This is a genomic window from Mesorhizobium sp. B263B2A (genome assembly GCF_020165775.1).
Classification (GTDB): domain Bacteria; phylum Pseudomonadota; class Alphaproteobacteria; order Rhizobiales; family Rhizobiaceae; genus Mesorhizobium; species Mesorhizobium opportunistum.
This window is the reverse complement of sequence record NZ_JAIUIU010000001.1, coordinates 497,103-518,281: the sequence shown is the minus strand read 5'-3', so window position 1 is coordinate 518,281 and position 21,179 is coordinate 497,103. Positions and strand designations below refer to the sequence as shown.

Here is a 21,179-nt window from a genome sequence, read left to right as displayed (position 1 = left end):
CCATTTTGCCGGCGCTCACAAGGGCGGCGAGGACACAGCCGCAAGCTTTGTTGGAAATGATTATCGCCGCAGTTCGAGCGACGAAGCCGCCGCGATGGCGGCTTGCAACAGGACCCGCGCGCCGGTGATCGCGTGCGCGGGTTCCACATATTCCGCCTCATTGTGGCTGAGCCCGTCGCGGCACGGCACGAAGATCATCGCGGCGGGCGCCACGCGGGCGATGAACAGCGCGTCATGGAAGGCGCCCGATATCATCTGCTTGTGCGACAGCCCCTGCGACCTGACGGCGTCTTCGATGATCTCGATCATATCGGCGGAGAAAGCCGCGCCGGGCATGTCGAAGGATCGTTTGATCGTTGCCGTGCAGCCCTGTGCCTCCGCCTCCGCCGCGCAGGCCTGACGCGCCTCGGCCTCGATGGCATCAAGCCGCTCAGGCCGCGGATGCCTGAGGTCGACGGTGAAGGTCACCGACTGCGGTATGGCGTTGATCGATCCTGGTTGCGCGGCGATCCGGCCTACGGTCAGCCGCGCGCTGCTGTCGAGCGGCATGATCGTCGTCTGCAGCCTGTGTATCGCGGCAATCGCGGCGACCATCGGATCCCTGCGGTAGGCAAGGCCGGTGGTGCCGGCGTGACCGGCGGTGCCCTCGATGGAAACCTCCAGCCAGCGCGTGCCCTGGACGGCGGTCACGACACCGATAGGCAACTGCTCCTTTTCCAGGGAAGGCCCCTGTTCGATATGCAGCTCGATGTAACCTGATATCGGCATGCCGATCGGACGCAGGGCAGCCTCCGGCAAGGCTGCGATCGTCGCGTCGAGTTCCTTTGCGAGGGAGGCACCGTCGCTGCCGACGATCGATTTCCATGCGGCGGTGTCGGCGCCGGTGAACGCCATGGAGCCCATCACGCCCGGGGCAAAGCGGCTGCCCTCTTCATTGGCCCAGGCGACGACCTCGATCGGCATACGGGTCTCAGCCTTCACGTCCTCGAGAGCTTCGAGCACCTCGAAGGCGGAAAGCGTGCCGAGCGCGCCATCGAAGCGGCCGCCCGTAGGCTGGCTGTCGAGATGGCTGCCGATCAGGAGCGGCGGCAGTGCTGCGTCCGCGCCCTCGCGACGGATGAAGAGGTTCGCGATCCCGTCCTGGAAAACCGTGAATCCGCGCTCCAGCGCCAGCTCCGCCAGCAGGCGCCGGGCGCCCCGATCCTCGACGCTGAACGCCTGCCGGTTGACGCCTCCGGCCGGCGTCGCGCCGATCCGGGCAAATGCGTCGAGCCGTCGCAGCAGTCTTTCGCCGTCGATCTGCGGCGCAAGCCTCATCGCTTGAGACCACGGATGAAGGCGCTCACCCGTTGCGGATCGACCTGGTTCCACCAAACCCCGTCATGCTTCAGTGAACTGGCGACGATAACGCCGTCGACGATGTCGAGGATGTCGTTGGCGTTGTCCGGCGTCACCCCGCTGCCGACAAGCGTCGGCAATCCGGCCGCGTCCTTGATCATCCTGATATAGCCGAGGTCGGCGGCATGGCCAGTGCGCTGTCCAGTGGCGATGACCGCATCGGCATCGAAGAACACCAGGTCCTTGACCTGTTCCTCGACCGGCCGGTCGCCGACGATCGCATGGGCGCCATGCTTGACATGCGCGTCGGCGAAGATGCGGATGCCGTTGGCCCGAAGCCTGGCGCGGAACCGCATGGCGCGCGCCGCTTCGCCTTCGATAAAGCCCTCATTGGCGACATAGGCGTTGGCCCATTGATTGACGCGCACGAAGGAAGAACCGGAGGCACTGGCGATCGACAGCGCGGGAATGGCGGCATTGGCGAGCACGTTGATGCCGACCGGCCGGCCAAGCTCGCGGCGGATACGGTCGGCGACGACGGACATGTAGGCGGAGGTTTCGGGGCCGATGTCATCTGGCTTGGCGAATGGCACGTCGCCGTGGTTCTCGACGATCACGCCGTCGCAACCGCCATCGAGATAGGCTTTGGCATCGTCGAGGCCGCGTTGGTAGATGGCCTCGACCGCCTCGCCATCATAGCGCGGCGCGCCCGGCAGGGGTGCGAGATGAACGACGCCGATCACCACCTTGCTTCTGCCGAAGATCGATCGCAGCGCGTCGTTCTCGCCCTGCTTGGAGCCGATGGATTTGGGGGATTTTGTCATGCGATTTCCGCTTCCGTCGTTTCCATGAGCGTTTTCATCTCCTGCCTGTCGGGGCAGGAGCCGAGCGTTCCGGCGCGTCCGACCGAGATGGCTGCGGCGCGAACCGCAATCCTGGCCGCTGCGGTGATATCCATGTCGGTGGCAAGGCAGCCGGCGAGGCAACCGCAAAACACGTCACCCGCGCCGCTGGTGTCCGTCGCAGCCACCTTGGGCGCCATGATCCGCTCGATCCGTCCTTCACCATCGGCGACGAGGCAGCCAAGCGCGCCAAGCGTCACGATAGCGGTGCCTGCGCCTCGACGGATCAGCTCGCGGGCTGCCGCGTCAGGATCGCCTTTTCCGGTCAGTTGCGCCGCTTCGCCCGCATTGGCGATGACGAGGCTGACGTCGCTCAAATGCGGCGTCGTGCCAGTTGCGAGCGGGCTCGGATTGAAGATGGTCATGGCGCCAGCGCCATGCGCCGCCCGCAGACAGGCAGTCGTTGCATTCGGATGGAGATTGCCCTGCATCACGAAGACGTCGCCGCGTTCGATCGAGGCCGCGAAACCACTCTCTGCCATGGGATCGAAGGCAGTGGCGCAACTGGCACCGGTGACGATGAGGTTCTCGCCCCGCGCATCGACCATGATCGTCGAACGGTCGCTCTCCTTGGGCAGCATCGTCAGATGGCTGGTGTCGAGGTCGCGGCGCAATTGTTCCCTTATCCATGCCCCGGCGGCATCATTGCCGATCGCCGTCCAGAACCGGACGTCGGCTCCGGTGCGCGCGGCGGCCACCGCCTGGTTCGCACCCTTGCCGCCAAGCCCGTCGGCATGCTCCGATGCGTTCAGCGTCTCGCCTGGCCGCGGGAACCGGTCCAGCCGAAACGTCGTATCGACGCAGACATTGCCGACGACATGGACGCGCATGGCTAATCCCTTGCTAGTCCTTGGCCGTTGCCCAGCCCAGCATCTGTTCGAACAGGGTCTTGTAGCCGCTCCACGCGATGAAGCCCGGAGGCAGCCAGTGTGGACCGACATCCGAGGTCCAGGCGACGGTCCGGCCCTTGCCATATTTGCCGGTTACCAGCAGCGGCAGCGAACGGTAGTCGGAAGATACGGTGGCCAGAACCTCCGCACCATCCTTGACCGTGACCTCGTTGAAGCCGAGCAGGATCGGCCAATCCTTGCCCAAGCCCTTGAGAATTGGATGGTCCTGCGGGCCGACGACGGCCGGCGCATAGCCCTCCGGAACCTCGACACGGTCGTCGATGGGCAGGCACGTGACCGGCAGGACGTCCTCGACCGGCGTCTTGTGATAGCGCGCGCCGCCGTTGATGCCCTGGAAGCTGTAATAGCCGCCGAACATCAGCAGGCCGCCGCCATTGCCGACATACTCGCGCAGCAGGCGCAGCCGGTTCGGCGTCGGCTTGGAATGGATCCAGGTGTCGGGGTGAAGCAACAGCGTGTTGGCGCCGAGATCGGAAAGCACGACCGCGTCATAGGCCGAAAGCGCGTCCATGGTTTGCGGGAAATTCCGCTGCGCCTCATGCGCCGGCATGAAGGTGACGTCGAACGGACCGTCCTTCAGTGCGGCCAGTAGTTCATCGGCGCCGGTGTGATAGGTCACGGTCGGAAACTGGTCGAAGCCCTTGATATGAGTCGCGGTCGAGACCCAGGACTCGCCTGCGAGAAGAACTTTCTTCCTGGACATGTATACTCCCTTGATTGTGTTGATCCGCGGGCTCAGGGGCCTTCGGCGAACACGGTCTTTGGATTGTCGATGAGCATGCGGTCGATGGCCGACTGGTCGACGCCATGGCGTTTCAGTCTCGGCACGAAATGCTTGAGGAGGAAGCCGTAGCCGAAGCCGCCAAAGCGCGTCAGCATGATCTTCAAAAACACGTCCTGCGACAGAAGAAGCCGGTCGACCAGGCCCATGTCGATCAGCGAGCGGATTGCCTGCGCATTCTGCTCATCCGAAGGCGACTGCGCATCCTGGTCCGCATAATAGAAATCCATGCCGATCATGTCGTATTCCAGGAAGGCGCCGCGCGCGGCAAGGCTTCTCTGGTAGGCGAGATCGTCGTGGCTCGGATTCATATGGCAAAGCACCGTGTGCCTGAGATCGGCGCCTTCCGCCTCGACGACGTCGAGCACGTCATGCGCCAGCCGTTCCCAGCCGGGCAGGTGGATGGTCAGCGGCACGCCGGTTATCCTGGCCGCGCGCGCCGAAGCCCGCAGCGACTTGCGTTCCTCGTCGGTGAAATCCTTGCTGACGCCGACCTCGCCGATGGTACCGGCCATGATCTCGGGCTGCACCGCCCCGCCGCCGACGTCGTTGACGAGGAATTCGGTGACATCGTCGACGTCCATCGCCTTCAGCCAGTCGGGGTGGGTGTGCTGCAGGTAGAAACCCGTGCCCATGACGATCCGCAATCCGGAACTGCGGGCGATGCGCGCCAGCTTCACCGGATCGCGGCCGATGCCGATATTGGTCGCATCGACGACGGTATGGCCGCCGAGCGCCCTGTACTTGGCCAGTTCCGAAAGCGCCAGGTCGCTGTCGTCGAGCGAGACATTGTCGCGGTTCATGTAGGGGTTCATCCGCAGCTCGCCGATGATCTCCATGCTGACCGGCTGCTCGGCGATCTTCTTCTCGTCGGGATGACAAGGGCATTTCCAGGATGTCGAGCCATCGAGCAGGATATGCTCATGCATCAGCGTCACGCCCATGTCGGCGATCGCGACCGGGCCGGTAACGGTCATCACGGTGCCGGAGCGAACACCGATCGGCGCCCTTTGCCTTGGCGTGTCGTCGAACAGATGATCCATGTCAGCGGCTCCGCGTTGCGCCCTTGAACAGCCGGAAATTCAGCCAGATGGCAACGAGAATGATTGTGCCGGTAACGATCGGCGTCAGGAACGGCGACATGTGTGCCAGGATCAGGCCGTTGCCGATGACCGCGACGGTCAGCGCGCCGAGTATGGTGCCGATGATCGTGCCGCGCCCGCCGAACAGGCTGGTGCCGCCAAGCACCACGGCGGCGATGACATCGAGCTCGAAACCCTGGCCGGAATTCGATGAGCCGGAGCCGAGCCGGGCCGCCAGGATGACACCGGCGACCGCCGCCGCCATGCCTGACAGAATGTAGACGAAGAGCGTGATGAAGCGCGTGTCGACACCGGCGCGGCGCACGGCTTCGGCATTGGCCCCGATGCCGGTGACATAGCGGCCGAACGGCGTCTGGTTGAAGGCGAGATAGGCGACGATCAGGACGAGAAGGGCGAGCAGCGCCGGCACCGGCACGCCGAGAAACCAGGCCCTGCCGATGTTGACGAAGAAACTGCTCGGTTCGACCGGGATCGAGTAGCCGCCGGTGATCAGCAGCGCCACGCCACGGATGACGGAAAGCCCGGCAAGCGTGACGATGAAGGCCGGTATGCGCTCATAGGCGATGAAGAAGCCTTGCAGGGCGCCGATCGCCGCTCCAAGCGCCAGCATGGCGACGACCACCAGCGGCCACGGCAGGCCAGCTTGGAGGGCAACGGCCGAGAGCGTTGCCGTCAGCGCCAGCACCGAACCGACCGAGAGATCGATGCCACCGGTGGTTATGACGAAGGTCATCGCCGCCGCGACGATCAGCAGCGGTGCCGACTGGCGCACGATGTTGAGCAGATTGGGCGTCGTCAGGAAGGAACCGGTGACCAGCGAGAAGATCACGCAGACGACGATGAAGAACAGCGCGATGGAGACGACGCTGCCATTGGCTATCGCCACATCCTTCCATGTACCCTTGTGGGCGCGCTTGGGCGGCGAAACGCCAATCTCGGCGGACGGCGAGGTGGCGTTCATGGCTGTACCCCCTCATCGCGGCTGGCACGCGCCGACCGCGCACTGAATTTCCGGCCGACGATCAGGTTGACGACCTCCTCGATGCTGGTGTCGCCGATCTTGCGTTCGGCGACATTGCGGCCCTCGTACATGACCTGGATGCGGTCGCAGACCAGGAACAGATCCTGCAGCCGATGGGTGATGAGGATGACGCTGACGCCACGGGCGCTGACGGCGCGGATGAGTTCCAGGACCGCCTCGACTTCCGCCACCGCGAGGGCCGCAGTCGGTTCGTCCATGATCAGCACCGACGGGTCGAAGGAGGCGGCACGGCCGATGGCGATCGACTGCCGCTGGCCGCCGGAGAGGTTTTCGACCTTGAGCCTGGTATCGGCGATGACGATGCCGAGCCGGTCGAGCATCTCGCGCGTCTCGCCATGCATGCGCCTGTTGTCGAGAAAGGGGACGCCAAGAACGTGGCGGCGCGGTTCGCGGCCGAGAAAGAGATTGCCCGCCACATCCACCGTGTCGCAGAGCGAAAGGTCCTGGTAGACCATCTCCACCCGAGCGGCGCGGGCATCGGCCGGCGAGGAAAAGGACACGGCCTTGCCATCGATCTCGATGCTGCCGGAATCCGGAATGACCGCGCCGGACAAAACCTTGCTCAGCGTGGATTTGCCGGCGCCGTTGTCGCCGACCAGGCCGAGCACCTCGCCGGGTTTCAAGGTTAGTGAAACATCATCCAGCGTCTGGATGGGGCCGTATCGTTTGGAAATACCGGTCATCCTGACGCGGTAGGTCTCGCCATCGCTCATCATGGTTCCAGTTCTCAAAGCGCGACATGTTCAATCGGTCGCGGGGCCGCGCAGGCAACCATCAGGTCGATGCGCGGCCCGGTGGTCCGGGGAGGATACTACTTGAACATGTCCTTGAACTGGCCGACATTTTCCTTGGTCACGATGGTGATCGGAACATTGATGATCGGATCGATCTTCTCGCCCTTCTTGAGCTTGCCGAAGGCCTCGATGGCGGCCTTGCCTTCACCAGCCGGGTCCTGCTGGACGACAGCGACCACCCAGCCTTCCTCGAGACCTTGCACCGCCGATTTGGTCAGGTCCCATCCGAACACCTTGACGTCGCCGGTGCGGCCCTGGCTGGTGACGGCGGAAACCGCACCGAGCAGTGCCGGCTCGCCGGTCGCATAAAGCGTCGTCATGTCTGCATTGGCGGTCATCAGGTTTTCAGAGGCGGAAAGGGCCACGTCCTGCACGTTCTGGCCGTCGACCGTATCGAGGAAGGTGACCTTCTGGCCGCTATCGGCGACGGCCTTCTTGAAACCGTCGAGGCGCTGGTTCTGGATGAAGGAATTGAGCGCGCCGACAACGCCGATCTTGGCGGTGCCATTCATCTTGGTCTTGACGTAGTCGGCGTAGAATTTGCCGATATCCTCGCCCGCCTTGGTGTTGTCGACGCCGACGAAGGCGACATTATCGCCATTCGGGATCTGCGCGTCGATGGCAATGACCGGAATGCCGGCGGCCTTGGCCGCGGTGATCGCCGGTTTCACACCGTTGACATCGATTGCGACGAGAATGATGCCGTCGACCTTCTGGGTGATGTAGTTCTCGATCGCATCGTTCTGCGCGCTCGGCACGTTGTTAGCGTTGAAGATGACGAGGTCGACGCCGGCGGCCTTCGCCGCGGCTGTCGCACCGTCATTGATCTGGTTGAAGAAAAGAGCCTGCTGGTTGATGGTGACGAGCGCATAGGTCTCGGCCATGGCGGAGCCAGAACCAAGCGCGAAGGTCATGGCGATGGCCGCGGCGCAGCCTAAAAGGATCTTTGTAAGACGCATTCCGGTTCCCCTTGGTTTTGCGAAAAGGCCCTTGATCGGGCTCACATGGCGCCTGAGCGCATGGGCATAATTCAAGATACTTGATTTCTTGTCAAGTAACTTGAATTAGCGTCGGCGAAGGGAGACCACCTGTCAGAATGTCGCGGGCGTGTTCACCCAGAAAATGCTGGCGCGTTCGTCGCCGACATTGCGGTACCAATGGGGGAGTTCCGAATTGAAGACGAAGGAATCTCCGGCGGACAGGCGAAACGTCTTCTCACCAACCATCAGTTCGATGGCGCCTTCCAGGAGATAGCCGACTTCCTCGCCGGCATGCTGGATCGGGCCGGCGCTTTCACCGCCCGCCTCGATATGATGGATGTTGCACTGCAGGAGATGGCCCGGCGAATAGGGGATGACACGCTCGAGCGAAATGCCTTCGCCGCGCCGGAGCGGATCGAGCGCGATCAACGGCCGCGCTCCAGCTCGAAAGACGATGCCTTCCTCGCCATCGGACTCCTCGAACATCCAGCCAATGTTCGTGCCGAGCACCTCGACAAGCCGGTGAAGCATGGGAAGCGAGGGCGAGACCTTGCCGTTCTCGACCTTGGAAAGCAGGCTCTCGGAGCAGTTGGCGGCGGTGGCGAGCGCCTTCAGGGTCAGGCCCCGTGTCTGCCGGGAGAGCTTCAGCCTCGTGCCAAGCCGCAGGAGGCTGGTGGCTGTCGAGCGCTCGTCACTGCCCTTGCTGTTGTGGGTATCGATCTTGTTCATTGGGGGAGGCGAACATCTCCGCTGGTTGGGCCGACTCGTAAAACTGATCCGAAGCGTTGTCCATCCTGTGATCATGGACAACGCGTCGGATCGGCATCACGGACCCGTCCAGGGCAAACGAAGCGCCCGCTTTCCCGATACTGGCGAGCGCGCGGTCTCAGGCCGCTTCGCGTTTCAGCGCCTGCGCCATGCAGTGGATGCCGCCGCCGGTCTTGGAGATCTCGCTCATGTCGACAGCCGCGACCTCGAAACCGCGCGCCTTGAGCTGCCCGATCAGCGTTTGGCTGGAGGTCGGCGCGATGACCCGGTCCTTGCCGAGCGACATGAAGTTGCAGCCGAGTGCCATCGTGTCCTGGAACGGCACGTCGATGATCTCGTGGCCCTTGCCTTTCAGCCAGTCGACGATGCCGGGCTCGGTGCAGGCGAGGCAGACGGCAGTGAGCTTCTCGGCGATAGGCACCACCATCAGGTCGATATGGACATAATACTCGTCGATGAAGGCGATGCGTGTCTCCCAGCCTTCCTTTTCGAACCAGGCCTGCACCTGGCGCGCGCCTTCCTCCTGCGTGCGGGCGGCGCCGCAGCCGATCAGCACCACGCCGTCCTCGATGACGTTGAAGTCGCCGCCCTCGAACGTGCCCGCCGTGACCATGTCGTAGATCGGGATGCCGAGTTTCTCGTAGGTGCGGATGGCGGCGTAGTTCTCGCCGCGCCGCCACCAGTTGGCCATGGCGGTGATGATGGCGCCATAAGGCGTCATCACGCTGGAATCGCGCGAATAGACCTGCATCGGCAGTTCCGGCGTCGGCTCGTGCCAATGGATGTTGACGCCGAAATGCTCATAGGCGGCGACCAGGTCCTTGTGCTGCGCCTGCGCGATCTGGACGTTGCAGGGCGCCTCGCGCAGATGCTTGCGCGACAGCGAACTGGTCGACAGATGGCGCAGGAAATTGGGCGAGCCGAGCAGGACGTCGGTCAAGACATCGGTTTCGTTGGCGAAGCCCCAGACGGTCAGCGGCTTGGTGCCGCCGGCCGGGTTGCGGCGCTGCAGCGAGAACGGTTCGGCGACGATGCGATCATGGACTGTCATGGGGTTCTCCTCGTGCTTTGATCATGCGGTTTGGTTGGGTTGACCGCTCGGTATCCACCAGTCGCGGCCGCGCGCGGTGGTGACATATTCGGGCCAGCGGAAATGGATCGGCGGGTCGTAGTCGCAGAGCGGCGCGATCCAGTTCGTACCGCCGATGCCGCCGCCGGTGCGGGTGACGAACTCGTCCATCGCCGCATCGCGGGCGGTTTTGTCCTCCAGCAAGCGCAGCGCCGCCAGCGCGACCGTCTTGGCCGCACAGATGACCATCGGATCGATCGTCGCGGCAATGCCGCCAAGCGCGTTCATCACCCAGGCCGGGTAGGGCTGGCCGCTTGCCGAACGCAACGCCGGACGGGCGACATAGAACCTCGCCGTCGGCGCATGCCAGCTCATGTCGGTGTAGTCGTCGGAGGTCGAATTCAGCTGCGACGGCGGCAGGTCACGGCGCAGGATTTCCTCGGCCTGCCTGGGGTCGATCAGTCGTTCCAGCTCGTCGATGAACGGGTTCTCGGTCGCGGTACCCCCGGCATTGACCTGGATTTCGCGCCCGACCGCCTTGGCGGCTTCGTCCCAGGGCGGTGGCCCGACCGTCGACAGCGCCGCATAGGCGATCTCGGCCATGGCGTGGTTGGCAAGCCCCGGCCGCGATTTCGATACCCAGTGACGCTCGAATCGACAGCCGCTGATCGCGGCGGCGGCCGTGGCATTGCGATCGAGCACGGCAGTGACCTGTTCGGCCATGCGAAGCGTAGGCACGCGGATCATGTACTGGATCTCGGCCAGCCCCGCCGGCAGATTGTCGGCGGTGGCCTGGCCGGCGGTCAGGATCGCCTCGCTGATCGACCAGCCGCCCTGGTGCGGCAGCATGGAATCGCGCAGCGCCTTGGATGTCATGTACATCGTCATCAGCGCGTCGTTGGCGCCGGGCGCCCGCACCGCCGAATGCGCCTGCGGGATCGGTGCACCATCGCCTGCGCGAACCCAATTTTCGGGTTCGTCGCAGACGAAGCGGTAGATCATCGAATAGGCCGCACCGCAATGCGTGTCCCAGCGCGCCGTGTTGCAGAGCGGCAGCATGTAGAAGGGATGGAACGAAATCATGCCGGCAAGGCCATCATAATAGCCCTTGGCCGCGTGGATCGGCTTCGAGCCGCGCACCTTTTCTGCAGGTTCGCCGGTGAAGCGCAACGTGCCCGCGATGCCATGCCGCTGCATGGCCGCCTTGACCGCAAGCAGGCCGCCGAGGCTCGCCATGCCGAGCCCTGAATGCGGATCGGTGTGGCCCCCGGCCTCGAAGCCCAGGCCGGGCCGCGGCTGCTTCACCGTCACCGCGTCCTGGCAGTTGCCGGGCACCGCGTCATATTCGGCATAGAGGCCGATCGTCGGCCCGGCGCCATTCGTCCAGTGGGCGCAGAACGCGGTCGGCATGCCGCCCGAGCCTTCCTCGACGGAGAAGCCCTCATGCTTCAGCCGCGCGACATACCAGGCGGCCGACTGGTATTCGCGCCATGCGGTCTCGCCGAAATCGAAGATGGTGCGCGTCCACTGCGACAGCGACGGCTGGATGCCGTCGAGGCAGGCAAGCGCGGTCTCCTGCGCTGATGTCGTCACCGGTTTGACCATGCGTCAAAGAAAGCAGTGAAGCGGCTCGCCAAAAAGTGATATGTTTTCCCGGTTCGTGCAAATTCGGTTCACCTCTTGAGAATTCCCTCCACACAGGCGCTGCGCGCCCTCGACAGCTTCGCCCGTCATGGCAGCGTCTGGCGCGCTGCCGACGAATTGCACCTCACCCGCAGCGCGGTAAGCCATCAACTGCGTCTGCTGGAGCGCGATCTCGGCTTCGACCTGCTTGAGCGCATCGGCAAGGGCGTGGCGCTGACGCCGCGCGGCCAGCGCTATGCCAGCGACGTGCGCAAGGCGCTGACAGTGCTTGGCGATGCGGTGACGCGCGATGCCGGCACGGGCGTCGGCGGCTCGTTCGCCGTCTCCTGCACGCCGGGCTTCGCCTCGTTGTTTTTATGCACCCATATCGGCGAGTTCCGGCAGATGTACCCTGACGTGGCGCTGCGCATCCTGACCCCCAGGCGGCTCGACGACGTCAGCAATGCCGACGCCGATGCCTTCATCGCTTTCGGTGTCGGCAACTGGCCGAACCGAGCCGTCGAGCCGCTCTGTGAAATCTCGTTCACGCCACTCTGCAGTCCGACGCTGCTCAACAAGGTCGGCGGCTTTTCTCGGCCCGCGGACGTGCTGCGCGCCAACCTGCTTCACCTTGACGACACCGAGGACTGGGCGCGCTGGCTGGCGCTGTCCAAGGTGGAAAACCCCGACACCGAGGGCGGCATCTTCTTTTCGGACATGAACCTCGTCTTCTCGGCGGCGATCGCCGGCCAGGGCATTGCCATGGGTGACGAACTGACGAGCCGGCGCGCCTTGAGCGAAGGCCGGCTGGTCAGGCCGTTCGACATCGCGATCAAGTCGCCGCGTTCCTATTACCTCGTCTCCGAGCACGCAAAAACCAGCCATCCGGTGCTGGAGGCGTTCGGGGGCTGGCTGAGATCGAAGCTCTCGGAGAACCCGGTCAGGCCATATTGACCGACCATAGATGAATCAAATTTGCCGATCAGGCGAAAACTATTCGGTTGCGGTGAGCCGCCGGCCTGCCTACGATTTCCTCTTGGGACTGAGGAAGAAGGCAGGATGCAGCAACCCGGCCGGGCCGCAGAGATCAAGGCAATCGGGATCGGCAAGAGCTTCGGCTCGTTCCGTGCGTTGGACGATCTGACGCTCAATATCGGCCGCGGCGAGTTCCTGACCCTGCTTGGCCCCTCCGGTTCGGGCAAGACCACCTTCCTGATGATCCTCGCCGGCTTCGTGCAGCCGACCGAGGGCCGCCTCCTGAGCGATGGCACCGACATCACCGACCGTCCGGCCGAGCAGCGCGCCGCCGGCATGGTGTTCCAGGGCTATGCGTTGTTCCCGCATATGAGCGTCGAGGCCAACATCGCTTTCCCGCTCAAGGTCCGCAAGAAATCGGCCTCCGAGATCAAGCGTCGTGTCGGCGAGATGATCGAACGTGTCGGCCTGGTTGGCCACGAGAAGAAACTGCCGTCGCAGCTCTCCGGCGGCCAGCAGCAGCGCGTGGCGCTGGCTCGCGCACTGGTGTTCGAACCAGGCGTGCTCCTGCTCGACGAGCCGTTCTCGGCGCTGGACAAGAGCCTGCGCGGACAGATGCAGGCCGAGATGAAGCGCCTGCATCTGGAAACCGGCACCACTTTCGTCTTCGTCACCCACGACCAGAGCGAGGCGCTGGCGCTGTCGTCGCGCGTCGCCATCTTCAACCACGGCAAATTGCTGCAGGTCGGCGCGCCGGACGAGGTCTACGACCGGCCGGACAACCGCTTCGTCGCCGAGTTCCTCGGGGAGATCAACATGCTGCCGCTGAAAGGGGTCAAGCCCGCCGGCAATGGCTCGACGGGCGTTTGCGAGGATCGCGCGGTCAGCATGCATTGCAAGGCCGAGAAAGTCCGTGGCGATGCAATCCTGGCAATCCGCCCCGAGTATATGTCGATCGCTGGCGAGGCCGCCGCCGGCGAGAACGGCATTGCCGCGACCGCCACCGCCTCGACCTATCTGGGTGCGGCGACCAAGCTCGATCTCACGACGCGGCAGGGCGCCAGGGTGACCGTCTCGGTGCCCAACGAGGTCGCGGCCGCGGCGCTGAGCAAAGGCAATTCCGTCTGGCTGACCTGGCCTGCGGAAAAGGGTTTCCTCCTTCCGGAAGGAGGACAATGACCGCCGGCGTGGACCGATGGGACACGCAGGCTTCCGGGAATGACCAACGACAAAAAAGGGGAACTGACATGACAAACGATACCAAGAAACAAGCCATCGAGACCCTGTCCGCCAGGGCAGGTCGCGGCGAGATTTCGCGCCGCCAGTTCACGCAGCTGGCAGCACTCGTGCTCGCCGGCACGCCGATGCTTTTGCGTTCGACCGGTGCCTTTGCACAGGCCAAGGAACTGGTTCTGGTGAACTGGGGTGGCGACGCCATCACGGCTTACGACGCCGCCTACGGCCAGGCTTTCACCAAGGACACCGGCATCACCGTCAAGATGGACGGCTCCGGCCCGACCGAAGGCGCGATCGCCGCGCAGGCCAAGAGCGGCGCCCCGACCTGGGACCTCGTCGACGTCGATCCGTTCTCGGCCATCACGCTCGGCGCCCAGGGCGCGCTGGAGCCGATCGACTACAACGTCGTCGACAAGAAGAAGATGCGGCCGGGCTTCGGCTGGGAGTATGCCGCCTCGACCTATTTCTTCTCCTACGTCATCGCCTATGATTCCGAGAAATACGGCAAGGACGCACCGACCGGCATGGCCGACTTCTTCGATGTGAAGAAGTTCCCCGGCAAGCGCTCGCTCTACAAATGGGGCGTTTCGAGCTGGGAAGCCGCACTGCTGGCGGACGGCATCGCGCCGGCCTCGCTCTACCCGCTCGACCTCAAGCGCGCGCATGACAAGATCGCCGCCTTCAAGGAGAACGTCGTCGCCTATTGGGGCGGCGGCGCCGAGAGCCAGAGCGTGCTGCTCAACGGCGAGGCCTCGATGGCCATCGTCTGGTCGACCCGCGCCTCGCTGATCGAGCAGGACTCGGGCGGCAAGATCAAGTTCATCTGGGACCAGGGCCTGATCTCGCCCGGTGCCCTTGCCGTGCTCAAGAACAACCCCGGCGGCAAGGACGCGGCGATGAAGTTCATCGCCAGCGCGCAGGATCCGCAAAAGCAGCTCGTCATGTTCGACAAGCTGGGGCAGGGCCCGGCCAATCCGGCCGCCGACGCGCTGATCCCCGCCGACAAGAAGCGCATCAACCCGGTCGACCCGGAGAACATGAAGAAGCAGATCGCGCTCGACATGGACTGGTACGCCAAGAACTACGGGCCGGCGCTCGACGAATACACCAAGATCATCTCGGCTTGATCAGGGCCGGGATCATCGGGTCCAGATGAGAGCATATCTCTCCGACAGGATGGGCGCGGCGCTGTTGATGGCGCCGCTGCTCCTGTTTCTTGTCCTCGCCTATGCCTGGCCGTTCCTCGGTGTCGTGAAGTGGAGCTTCACGCTGCCGACGCCGGGGCTCGGCCAGTACGAGGCACTGCTCACCGACGATCTGGTGCAGTCGGTGTTCATCCGCACATTGCGCATCGCGGCCATCGTCACGGTCGTCTCGGTTGCCGCCGCCTACGCCATCACCGTCGTCTGGGTGCGCGGCACGCCGGCGCAGCGCCTTGTCGCCGAATTCTGCATCCTGGTGCCGTTCTGGATCTCGGTTTTGACGCGCGCCTTCGGCTGGGTGGCGCTGCTGTCCAATCGCGGTCTGATCAACACCTGGCTGCAGGCGATCGGCTTCATCTCCGAACCGCTGACCCTGGTGCGCAACGAGTTCGGCGTCATCGTCGGCATGACGCATTTCCTCATTCCGTTCGCCGTCTTTCCGCTCGCCTCGGCCATGCGCAGCCTCGACGACCGGGTGCTGCTGGCGGCACGCGGGCTCGGCTCCAGCCGCATGCGCACTTTCTGGACTGTGTTCGTGCCGATGACCCGCTCCGGCATCATCGGCTCGGCGATGATCGTGTTCGTCTTCTCGCTTGGCTTCTTCGTCACGCCGGCGATCCTCGGCGGCGGCCGCAGCGTGATGATCGCCGAGCTGATCTATCTCCGCATCTTCCAGAGCCCGGATTGGGGGCTGGGTGCGGCGATCAGCGTCGTGCTGGTGCTGTTCGTCGGCGCGCTGATGGCGCTTCTTTTCCGTTATGTCAGACCAAAGCAGTTGATCTGATGCCGACCTATCGCCCCGGACCCGTCTCGCTGATCCTGGCCGTGCTGGTGGCGCTGTTCCTGCTTTTGCCGCTGCTCGCCGTCATCCCGGTGTCACTGACGCCGAGCCGCATGCTGGCGATGCCGTCGGGCGAACTGTCGCTGCGCCACTATCGTTCGCTGATCGAGGATCCGCGCTGGCTTCAGTCGATCCTGCTGTCGATCAGGATCGGCATCGTCAGCAGCGCGATTTCCACGGTGCTGGCGCTCTGCTTCAGCCTCGGCGTGTGGATGTTCCAGCCGCGTTTCACCGCGGCCCTCGTCGGCTTCGTGCTGCTGCCGATGGTGGTGCCGCCGGTGGTCTCGGCGGTGACGCTCTATTTCCTGCTCACCTCGATCTCCGGCGTCAGCTCCTTCTTCGGATACGATACCTGGCTTGGCGTCGCCATGGCGCATTCGGTAATGACGGTGCCTTTCGCCACGGTGCTGATCCTGGTCTCGCTCAGCCAGCTCGACCGGCGCATCGACCTTGCCGCGCGCGGCCTCGGCGCCTCGGTGTGGGAGCGCGCCACCCGCGTCATCATGCCAAACATCAAGTTCGGCATCGTCACCGCGGCACTGCTGTCCTTCGTGCTGTCCTGGGAAGAGATCGGCGTCACGCTGTTCATCACCTCGGTCAACGCCATCACCCTGCCAAGGCTGATGTGGATGGGCCTGCGCGACAACATCGATCCAGCCATCGCCGCCCTCTCGGTGATCCTGATCATCATCACTGTGCTGGTGCTGGCGGTGCGCAGCTTCGTGGTCCGGTTGCGCGGCAGGCCTTGACCACGGTCGGTGGTCATCCTTCAAGAGCTTCGGGCTGGCTACCCCATCGCGCGGCGGATTGTGCTGGACAGGCTGGTAAGGAATCTCGGCCGGGACGATGCGTCGAGCTTCCACGACAGCACCGCCATGGCCATTTGCCGCGGCAGCATGCCGACCGACAGGAACCAGCCGGCAAGCACGGCGCGGCGCCGCAGGGACGCCGACATTTCGAGGCTGGCGACAGCCCCCGCCGCCGCGAGCGCCAGCCGGGAATCATCGGCGACGGGGTGCCGGTGCCTATCCGCGCAGAGTGACGCCAGCCGTTCTTCCAGATGGACCGGATCATGGCGAACAACGTCTGCCGGCACGACGGTCAGGCCTACCTGCGATGCTTGGTCCGACAGCGCCTCCATGCGGTGGAAATCGTGCTCCACCCGCCAGCGCGCCCGCTCGGCGAGCTTTTCACCGAAAACCGAATGGTTGGCGCCGTGGATACGGTAAGCCCCGACACATTCATCGATGGACTGGACGTGGCCATGGAGTGGCGCCAGCGTCGCAAGATAGCCGTCGGCGCCCTGACGGAAATCCGGTTCCGGAATCGGCATGATCGATTCCAGGGTCGTCCGGTCGAAGGCCAGCCCGCTGGTCACGGTCGTCTGGTAGCGCCCCTTGTGCAGCAGTTTCGGCACGACATCACCGCTGTCGAAGGGCAGTTCCGGCGGCGGAAAGACGTCCTTGATGTGTTGCCGCTCATCGACAATGTGCAGTCTGGATTGCACCTGGGCAGTTGCCGCGTCCCAGGTGTCGACGATCCTGGAGACGGCCCCCGGATAAAGATAATCATCGGCGTCGAGGAAGAGGATGATTCTGCCCGAACTGGCGGCAAAGCCGGTATTGAAGGCAGCCGCATGCCCGCCATTCTTTCGTCTCGGACAAGCAAGGATCCTGTCGCCGTAGGATTCCATGATGGCCGTGGAATTGTCCTGCGATGCATCGTCGACGACGATGACTTCGACGTCGTCGTGGTCCTGCTCCAGGGCGCTGTCGATGCTACGTTCAAGGAAATGCGCGTAATTGTAGTTCGGGATAATAATGGATACCGGGATTTTGTGGGCGGTGGACTGCATGCATTCGACCTCGCGTCTTAGGTTGATTTTGGCAAAACCCGCCCGTGGGCTGGCTCCTCTTCAAGCTCGCGCCGATCCGTCGGGAGACGGATCACGTCTCTCTTTTGCGACTTCATGCAAAGCCGCTATCGCCTTCGAGGATCGCGGTGGCCGACCGGGTCAAGAGTGTGGCCGGCTAGCAAAGCATCGACGCTCCGGTCATAGACCAAGCTCGACGAAAATGGCGTCGCGTTCGATCGCGGTGGACCGAAGCGGACGCCTTGAAGGCACGGCCGATGCTGGCCTTCAAATGCGGCTGGAACAAGCCCGTTGTCTGAAAACTGGCATGCGGATGTTTGCGCTTGGCTATTTCATCGTTAGGTTGCGCGACGTCGGCCGAACGGGGTATCGGCAGGTCGTATTTTCGAGATCATCGGCGTTCATCATTCTGATGACGAATCGCCATCGTCTTCGCGTCGCGAACGTTTATATCTGGCAGAACATGCAGACGGACAGGCTTGCGAAAGCCGATGTCGGTGGCGCAAGGCTTGAGGAAAAGGACGATGACCGCGCCCGGCGATTTGCAGCAGGCACTTTTTTTGAGACTGAAGGGCGACGCATCCCTGTCGGCGTTGCTGGGCGGTGCCGGGCTGCTGGAACGGGCGGCCGACAATGCCGCTTTTCCCTACGTGACCTGCGGTCAGACCAGTGCCTTCGACTGGGATACGGGCGTCGAGAACAACGACGATCAGCTGATCACGCTGCACGTCTGGTCGAAAGCCCAGGGCGAAGCCGAAACGCTTGCAATCATGGACGCCATCAAGGCACGCCTTGACGACGCGGTGCTGGTCATCGGTCCTCGCGGCCAGACGCGGCTGTCGCTCGAGTTCACCGAAGCCCGCTACGATGAGGAGCTCCTGGTGCATCACGGGCTGCTGCGGTTTCGCGCCCTGACGCAGGAAAATGCCTGACGCGCTTTCAATATGACCGAAACGGAGTCTAGACTGCCATTTCCCGGATTTCGTCGGGTTGGGGCGTCGAAATCACGATTGGTCATCTGTGTTTTCAGGGGTGTAGCGGACATGTTTTTTGCGTCGATCACCGTTCATTTCACGTTCAGCACCGATGCGTTACAACGCCGGTCATGAAAACGCTCCGCTCCCATTTCCGAACCGCGACACTGGCGCTATGTGCTGCCGGGCTGTTTGCGTCGCAGGCGGTGGCGATGCCGGTCATTGCCCCCGACCAGGCCAGCCCGATCGTTCTGGCCGCGTCCGACTGCTATGCGATCGGCCAGCAGGTTGCCCAGCAGAATGGCGGAACGCTGGCCAAGGCCTCGCAGTCGACGCGCGGCGGCCAGCCGGTCTGCGTCATCGTCGTGCTGGTGCCCGGCAAGGACGGGCAGCGTCCGCGCCGTTCCGAGATCGTCGTGCCGCAGAACTGACCGGATCCTTTCACCTTAGAGGCCTCGTTTCCCAGGCCGCCGGAATCGGCCTATATCTGACCCCAACCTTCAATCCGACCCCAACCCTTCGATCTGACCAAGTCTTCAGTCCAAAAAAGCTCTTCAACAGGTATCGATCTCCGCATGCGCGTACTCGTCGTCGAGGATGACAAGGATCTCAACCGCCAGATAGCCGACGCGCTGGTCGATGCCGGCTATGTCGTCGACCGTGCCTTCGACGGCGAGGAAGGCCATTTCCTCGGCGACACCGAGCCTTACGACGCCGTCGTGCTCGACATCGGCCTGCCGCAGATGGACGGCATCAGCGTGGTCGAGCGCTGGCGCCGCGGCGGCCGCAAGATGCCGGTGCTGATCCTGACGGCGCGCGACCGCTGGAGCGACAAGGTTTCCGGCATCGATGCCGGCGCCGACGACTATGTCACCAAGCCGTTCCATATCGAGGAAGTGCTTGCCAGGGTCAGGGCGCTTATCCGCCGGGCCGCCGGCCACGCTTCGTCCGAACTCACCTGCGGGCCGCTGCGTCTCGACACCAAGGCGTCGAAGGCCGATGTCGACGGTGTGCCACTGAAGCTGACCTCGCACGAATTCCGCCTGCTCGCCTACCTGATGCACCACATGGGTGATGTGGTCTCGCGGACCGAACTGGTCGAGCATCTCTACGACCAGGATTTCGACCGCGATTCCAACACCATCGAGGTCTTTGTCGGGCGGCTGCGCAAGAAGATGGGCATCGACATGATCGAAACCGTGCGCGGCATGGGCTACCGCATGCGTGAGCCGGAGGCGTAACTCGGAACCGCTCAAACCAATCGCAAGGACGCCGCTTGCGCTGCGTTTGTGGCCGCGCTCGCTGACGTTCCGCGTCATCGCCTTCTCCACGGTCTGGGCGATCCTGACCCTGGTCGTCATCTTCACCCTGATCACCACGCTGTACCGTCAGGCCAGCGAACGCGGCTTCGACAGCCTGCTTTCGGCGCATCTGTTCAATCTGATCGGCTCCATCGGCATTTCCGATACCGGAGCGCTCACCGGCGCCCCCGACCTCGGCGACCTCCGCTTCTCCGAGCCCAATTCGGGCTGGTACTGGTCGGTGGAACCGGCCTCGGAAGGCGTGCATGGCGACCTCCACTCCTCTTCGATGACCAGGACCATCCCGTCGCCAAGCGTCGCTGAAGTGCCTTTCAATGCCAGCTTCCAGCGCAGCTATTCGGCCGAGGGTATCGACGGCGAGCAACTCGAAGTGTTCGAGAGCGAATTCGTCCTCGACGCCAAGAACCGTGCCGCGCGTTTCCGCGTCATGGGCAACCAGAGCGAACTCGAACAGGAAATCGGAACCTTCCAGCGCCGCCTGCTGACCTATCTCGGCCTGTTCGGCATCGGCATGATCGCCATCAACGCTATCGCTATCCTGCTTGGCCTGCAGCCGCTGCGCCGGGTCAGGAACGCGCTCGCCATGGTGCGCGAGGGCACCGCGCAGCGGCTCGACGGCCGCTTTCCAGCCGAGATCGAACCGTTAGCCAACGAAACCAACGCATTGATCGAAAACAACAAACGCATCGTCGAGCGGTCGCGAACCCAGGTCGGCAATCTCGCCCATTCGCTGAAAACGCCGCTCGCGGTGCTGCTCAACGAGGGCCGCGCGCTCGGCGGCCCAAAGGGGCAGTTGATCGCCGAACAGGCTGCCTCCATGCAGAAGCAGGTCGATCACTACCTGCAGCGTGCTCGCGTCGCGGCGCAGCGCGACAGCGTCGTCTACCGTACACCGGTGGCGCCGCTGGCCCAGCGCATGGTGCGGGTCTTGCAGAAGCTCAATCCGCAGACAAGCCTGTCGCTGACGCTGCCGGCATCCGAGATCGTTTTTGCCGGCGAGCGCGAGGATCTCGAGGAACTGCTCGGCAATCTTCTTGAAAATGCGATGAAATGGGCAAGGAGCGCGGTGTCGGTCTCGGTCGCACCCTTGGTCGGCAAGGATGATCATCTGTTCGAGATCAGCATCGACGATGACGGCCCCGGCATTCCCGAGGACAGAGCGCGCGACGCGCTGAAGCGCGGAAGACGCCTGGACGAGACGAAACCGGGCACAGGTCTGGGGCTTGCCATTGTCGCCGACCTCGTCAACGAGTATGGAGGCGTTCTCGCGCTCGAACGGTCCGGCATGGGCGGATTGAAGGCGGTGGTGCGGTTGCGGAGCCTTCAGTGACGTTTCCCAGCGCCAATCGACACCGATGGACGGCACATGTTATGGCGGCATATCGATTGGTCCCGGAGCGGCCGGCAATGGCCAAATTTCCGACAAATATCAATACTATGGCGAC

General features: G+C 63.8%; 21 protein-coding genes. 9 read left to right on the top strand and 12 right to left on the bottom strand.

Translation table 11 applies throughout. From position 1 onward, the window contains the following. Positions 1-60 precede the first annotated feature (60 nt). From LB568_RS02545 to LB568_RS02495, 11 genes are all read right to left on the bottom strand, one after another. Positions 61-1,317: a Zn-dependent hydrolase gene (locus LB568_RS02545; protein ID WP_224728960.1), complete on the bottom strand. Its 1,257-nt coding sequence runs from the start codon at positions 1,315-1,317 to the stop codon at positions 61-63. After that, a complete protein-coding gene (locus tag LB568_RS02540; RefSeq protein ID WP_224728959.1) occupies positions 1,314-2,162 on the bottom strand; it encodes a BtpA/SgcQ family protein in 849 nt (282 codons plus the stop codon). Before LB568_RS02540 ends, LB568_RS02545 begins: the two co-directional genes overlap by 4 nt. Next, positions 2,159-3,070, bottom strand: coding sequence for a ribokinase (locus tag LB568_RS02535; RefSeq protein ID WP_224728958.1), 912 nt, complete (start codon positions 3,068-3,070; stop codon positions 2,159-2,161). Before LB568_RS02535 ends, LB568_RS02540 begins: the two co-directional genes overlap by 4 nt. A gap of 13 nt (positions 3,071-3,083) precedes the next feature. After that, positions 3,084-3,854 carry a glutamine amidotransferase gene (locus tag LB568_RS02530; protein WP_224728957.1) on the bottom strand — a complete coding sequence of 257 codons (771 nt, stop codon included), beginning with the start codon at positions 3,852-3,854 and terminating at the stop codon, positions 3,084-3,086. 32 nt (positions 3,855-3,886) lie between these two features. Further along, positions 3,887-4,975 (bottom strand): phosphotriesterase, encoded by a 1,089-nt coding sequence (locus tag LB568_RS02525; RefSeq protein WP_224728956.1) that lies wholly within the window; start codon positions 4,973-4,975, stop codon positions 3,887-3,889. A 1-nt stretch (position 4,976) separates the two neighbouring features. After that, complete coding sequence (locus LB568_RS02520; RefSeq protein WP_224728955.1) at positions 4,977-5,996, bottom strand: ABC transporter permease; 1,020 nt, start codon at positions 5,994-5,996, stop codon at positions 4,977-4,979. Then, positions 5,993-6,793, bottom strand: coding sequence for an ATP-binding cassette domain-containing protein (locus LB568_RS02515; RefSeq protein WP_412033890.1), 801 nt, complete (start codon positions 6,791-6,793; stop codon positions 5,993-5,995). Before LB568_RS02515 ends, LB568_RS02520 begins: the two co-directional genes overlap by 4 nt. Before the next feature lie 95 nt (positions 6,794-6,888). After that, positions 6,889-7,830: a substrate-binding domain-containing protein gene (locus LB568_RS02510; RefSeq protein ID WP_224728953.1), complete on the bottom strand. Its 942-nt coding sequence runs from the start codon at positions 7,828-7,830 to the stop codon at positions 6,889-6,891. Positions 7,831-7,962: 132 nt separating this feature from the next. Beyond that, the gene (locus LB568_RS02505; RefSeq protein ID WP_023764373.1) at positions 7,963-8,580 is read right to left on the bottom strand and encodes a cupin domain-containing protein; all 618 of its coding nucleotides are present in this window, start codon (positions 8,578-8,580) and stop codon (positions 7,963-7,965) included. Between the two features lie 157 nt (positions 8,581-8,737). Next, entirely contained in the window at positions 8,738-9,670 is a 933-nt protein-coding gene (locus tag LB568_RS02500) for a dimethylarginine dimethylaminohydrolase family protein (protein WP_224728952.1), read from the bottom strand. Positions 9,671-9,691: 21 nt separating this feature from the next. Beyond that, complete coding sequence (locus LB568_RS02495; RefSeq protein ID WP_224728951.1) at positions 9,692-11,293, bottom strand: amidohydrolase; 1,602 nt, start codon at positions 11,291-11,293, stop codon at positions 9,692-9,694. Positions 11,294-11,368: 75 nt separating this feature from the next. Here LB568_RS02495 and LB568_RS02490 point away from each other — a divergent pair, with 75 nt between their 5' ends. From LB568_RS02490 to LB568_RS02470, 5 genes are all read left to right on the top strand, one after another. Beyond that, positions 11,369-12,265: a LysR substrate-binding domain-containing protein gene (locus LB568_RS02490; RefSeq protein ID WP_013896442.1), complete on the top strand. Its 897-nt coding sequence runs from the start codon at positions 11,369-11,371 to the stop codon at positions 12,263-12,265. 105 nt (positions 12,266-12,370) lie between these two features. Next, on the top strand, positions 12,371-13,465 hold the full coding sequence (locus LB568_RS02485; protein ID WP_013896441.1) for an ABC transporter ATP-binding protein: 1,095 nt from the start codon (positions 12,371-12,373) through the stop codon (positions 13,463-13,465). Positions 13,466-13,533: 68 nt separating this feature from the next. Further along, positions 13,534-14,649: an ABC transporter substrate-binding protein gene (locus tag LB568_RS02480; protein WP_224728950.1), complete on the top strand. Its 1,116-nt coding sequence runs from the start codon at positions 13,534-13,536 to the stop codon at positions 14,647-14,649. A 25-nt stretch (positions 14,650-14,674) separates the two neighbouring features. Then, positions 14,675-15,508 carry an ABC transporter permease gene (locus LB568_RS02475; protein WP_023764368.1) on the top strand — a complete coding sequence of 278 codons (834 nt, stop codon included), beginning with the start codon at positions 14,675-14,677 and terminating at the stop codon, positions 15,506-15,508. Further along, positions 15,508-16,314 (top strand): ABC transporter permease, encoded by an 807-nt coding sequence (locus tag LB568_RS02470; RefSeq protein WP_140575799.1) that lies wholly within the window; start codon positions 15,508-15,510, stop codon positions 16,312-16,314. Before LB568_RS02475 ends, LB568_RS02470 begins: the two co-directional genes overlap by 1 nt. Before the next feature lie 38 nt (positions 16,315-16,352). On the opposite strand, the gene LB568_RS02465 is transcribed toward LB568_RS02470, so the two are convergent. After that, the gene (locus LB568_RS02465; protein WP_224728949.1) at positions 16,353-17,420 is read right to left on the bottom strand and encodes a glycosyltransferase family 2 protein; all 1,068 of its coding nucleotides are present in this window, start codon (positions 17,418-17,420) and stop codon (positions 16,353-16,355) included. Positions 17,421-17,962: 542 nt separating this feature from the next. On the opposite strand from LB568_RS02465, the gene LB568_RS02460 reads away from it, so the two are divergent. The 4 genes from LB568_RS02460 (at position 17,963) to LB568_RS02445 (ending at position 21,064) form a co-directional block, all read left to right on the top strand. Then, complete coding sequence (locus LB568_RS02460; protein WP_013896435.1) at positions 17,963-18,370, top strand: DUF3168 domain-containing protein; 408 nt, start codon at positions 17,963-17,965, stop codon at positions 18,368-18,370. A 173-nt stretch (positions 18,371-18,543) separates the two neighbouring features. Further along, on the top strand, positions 18,544-18,843 hold the full coding sequence (locus LB568_RS02455) for a hypothetical protein (protein WP_023764362.1): 300 nt from the start codon (positions 18,544-18,546) through the stop codon (positions 18,841-18,843). Positions 18,844-18,987: 144 nt separating this feature from the next. Then, positions 18,988-19,653 carry a response regulator transcription factor gene (locus tag LB568_RS02450; RefSeq protein ID WP_013896433.1) on the top strand — a complete coding sequence of 222 codons (666 nt, stop codon included), beginning with the start codon at positions 18,988-18,990 and terminating at the stop codon, positions 19,651-19,653. Further along, positions 19,637-21,064, top strand: coding sequence for an ATP-binding protein (locus LB568_RS02445; RefSeq protein ID WP_013896432.1), 1,428 nt, complete (start codon positions 19,637-19,639; stop codon positions 21,062-21,064). Before LB568_RS02450 ends, LB568_RS02445 begins: the two co-directional genes overlap by 17 nt. The last annotated feature ends 115 nt before the right edge of the window (positions 21,065-21,179 follow it).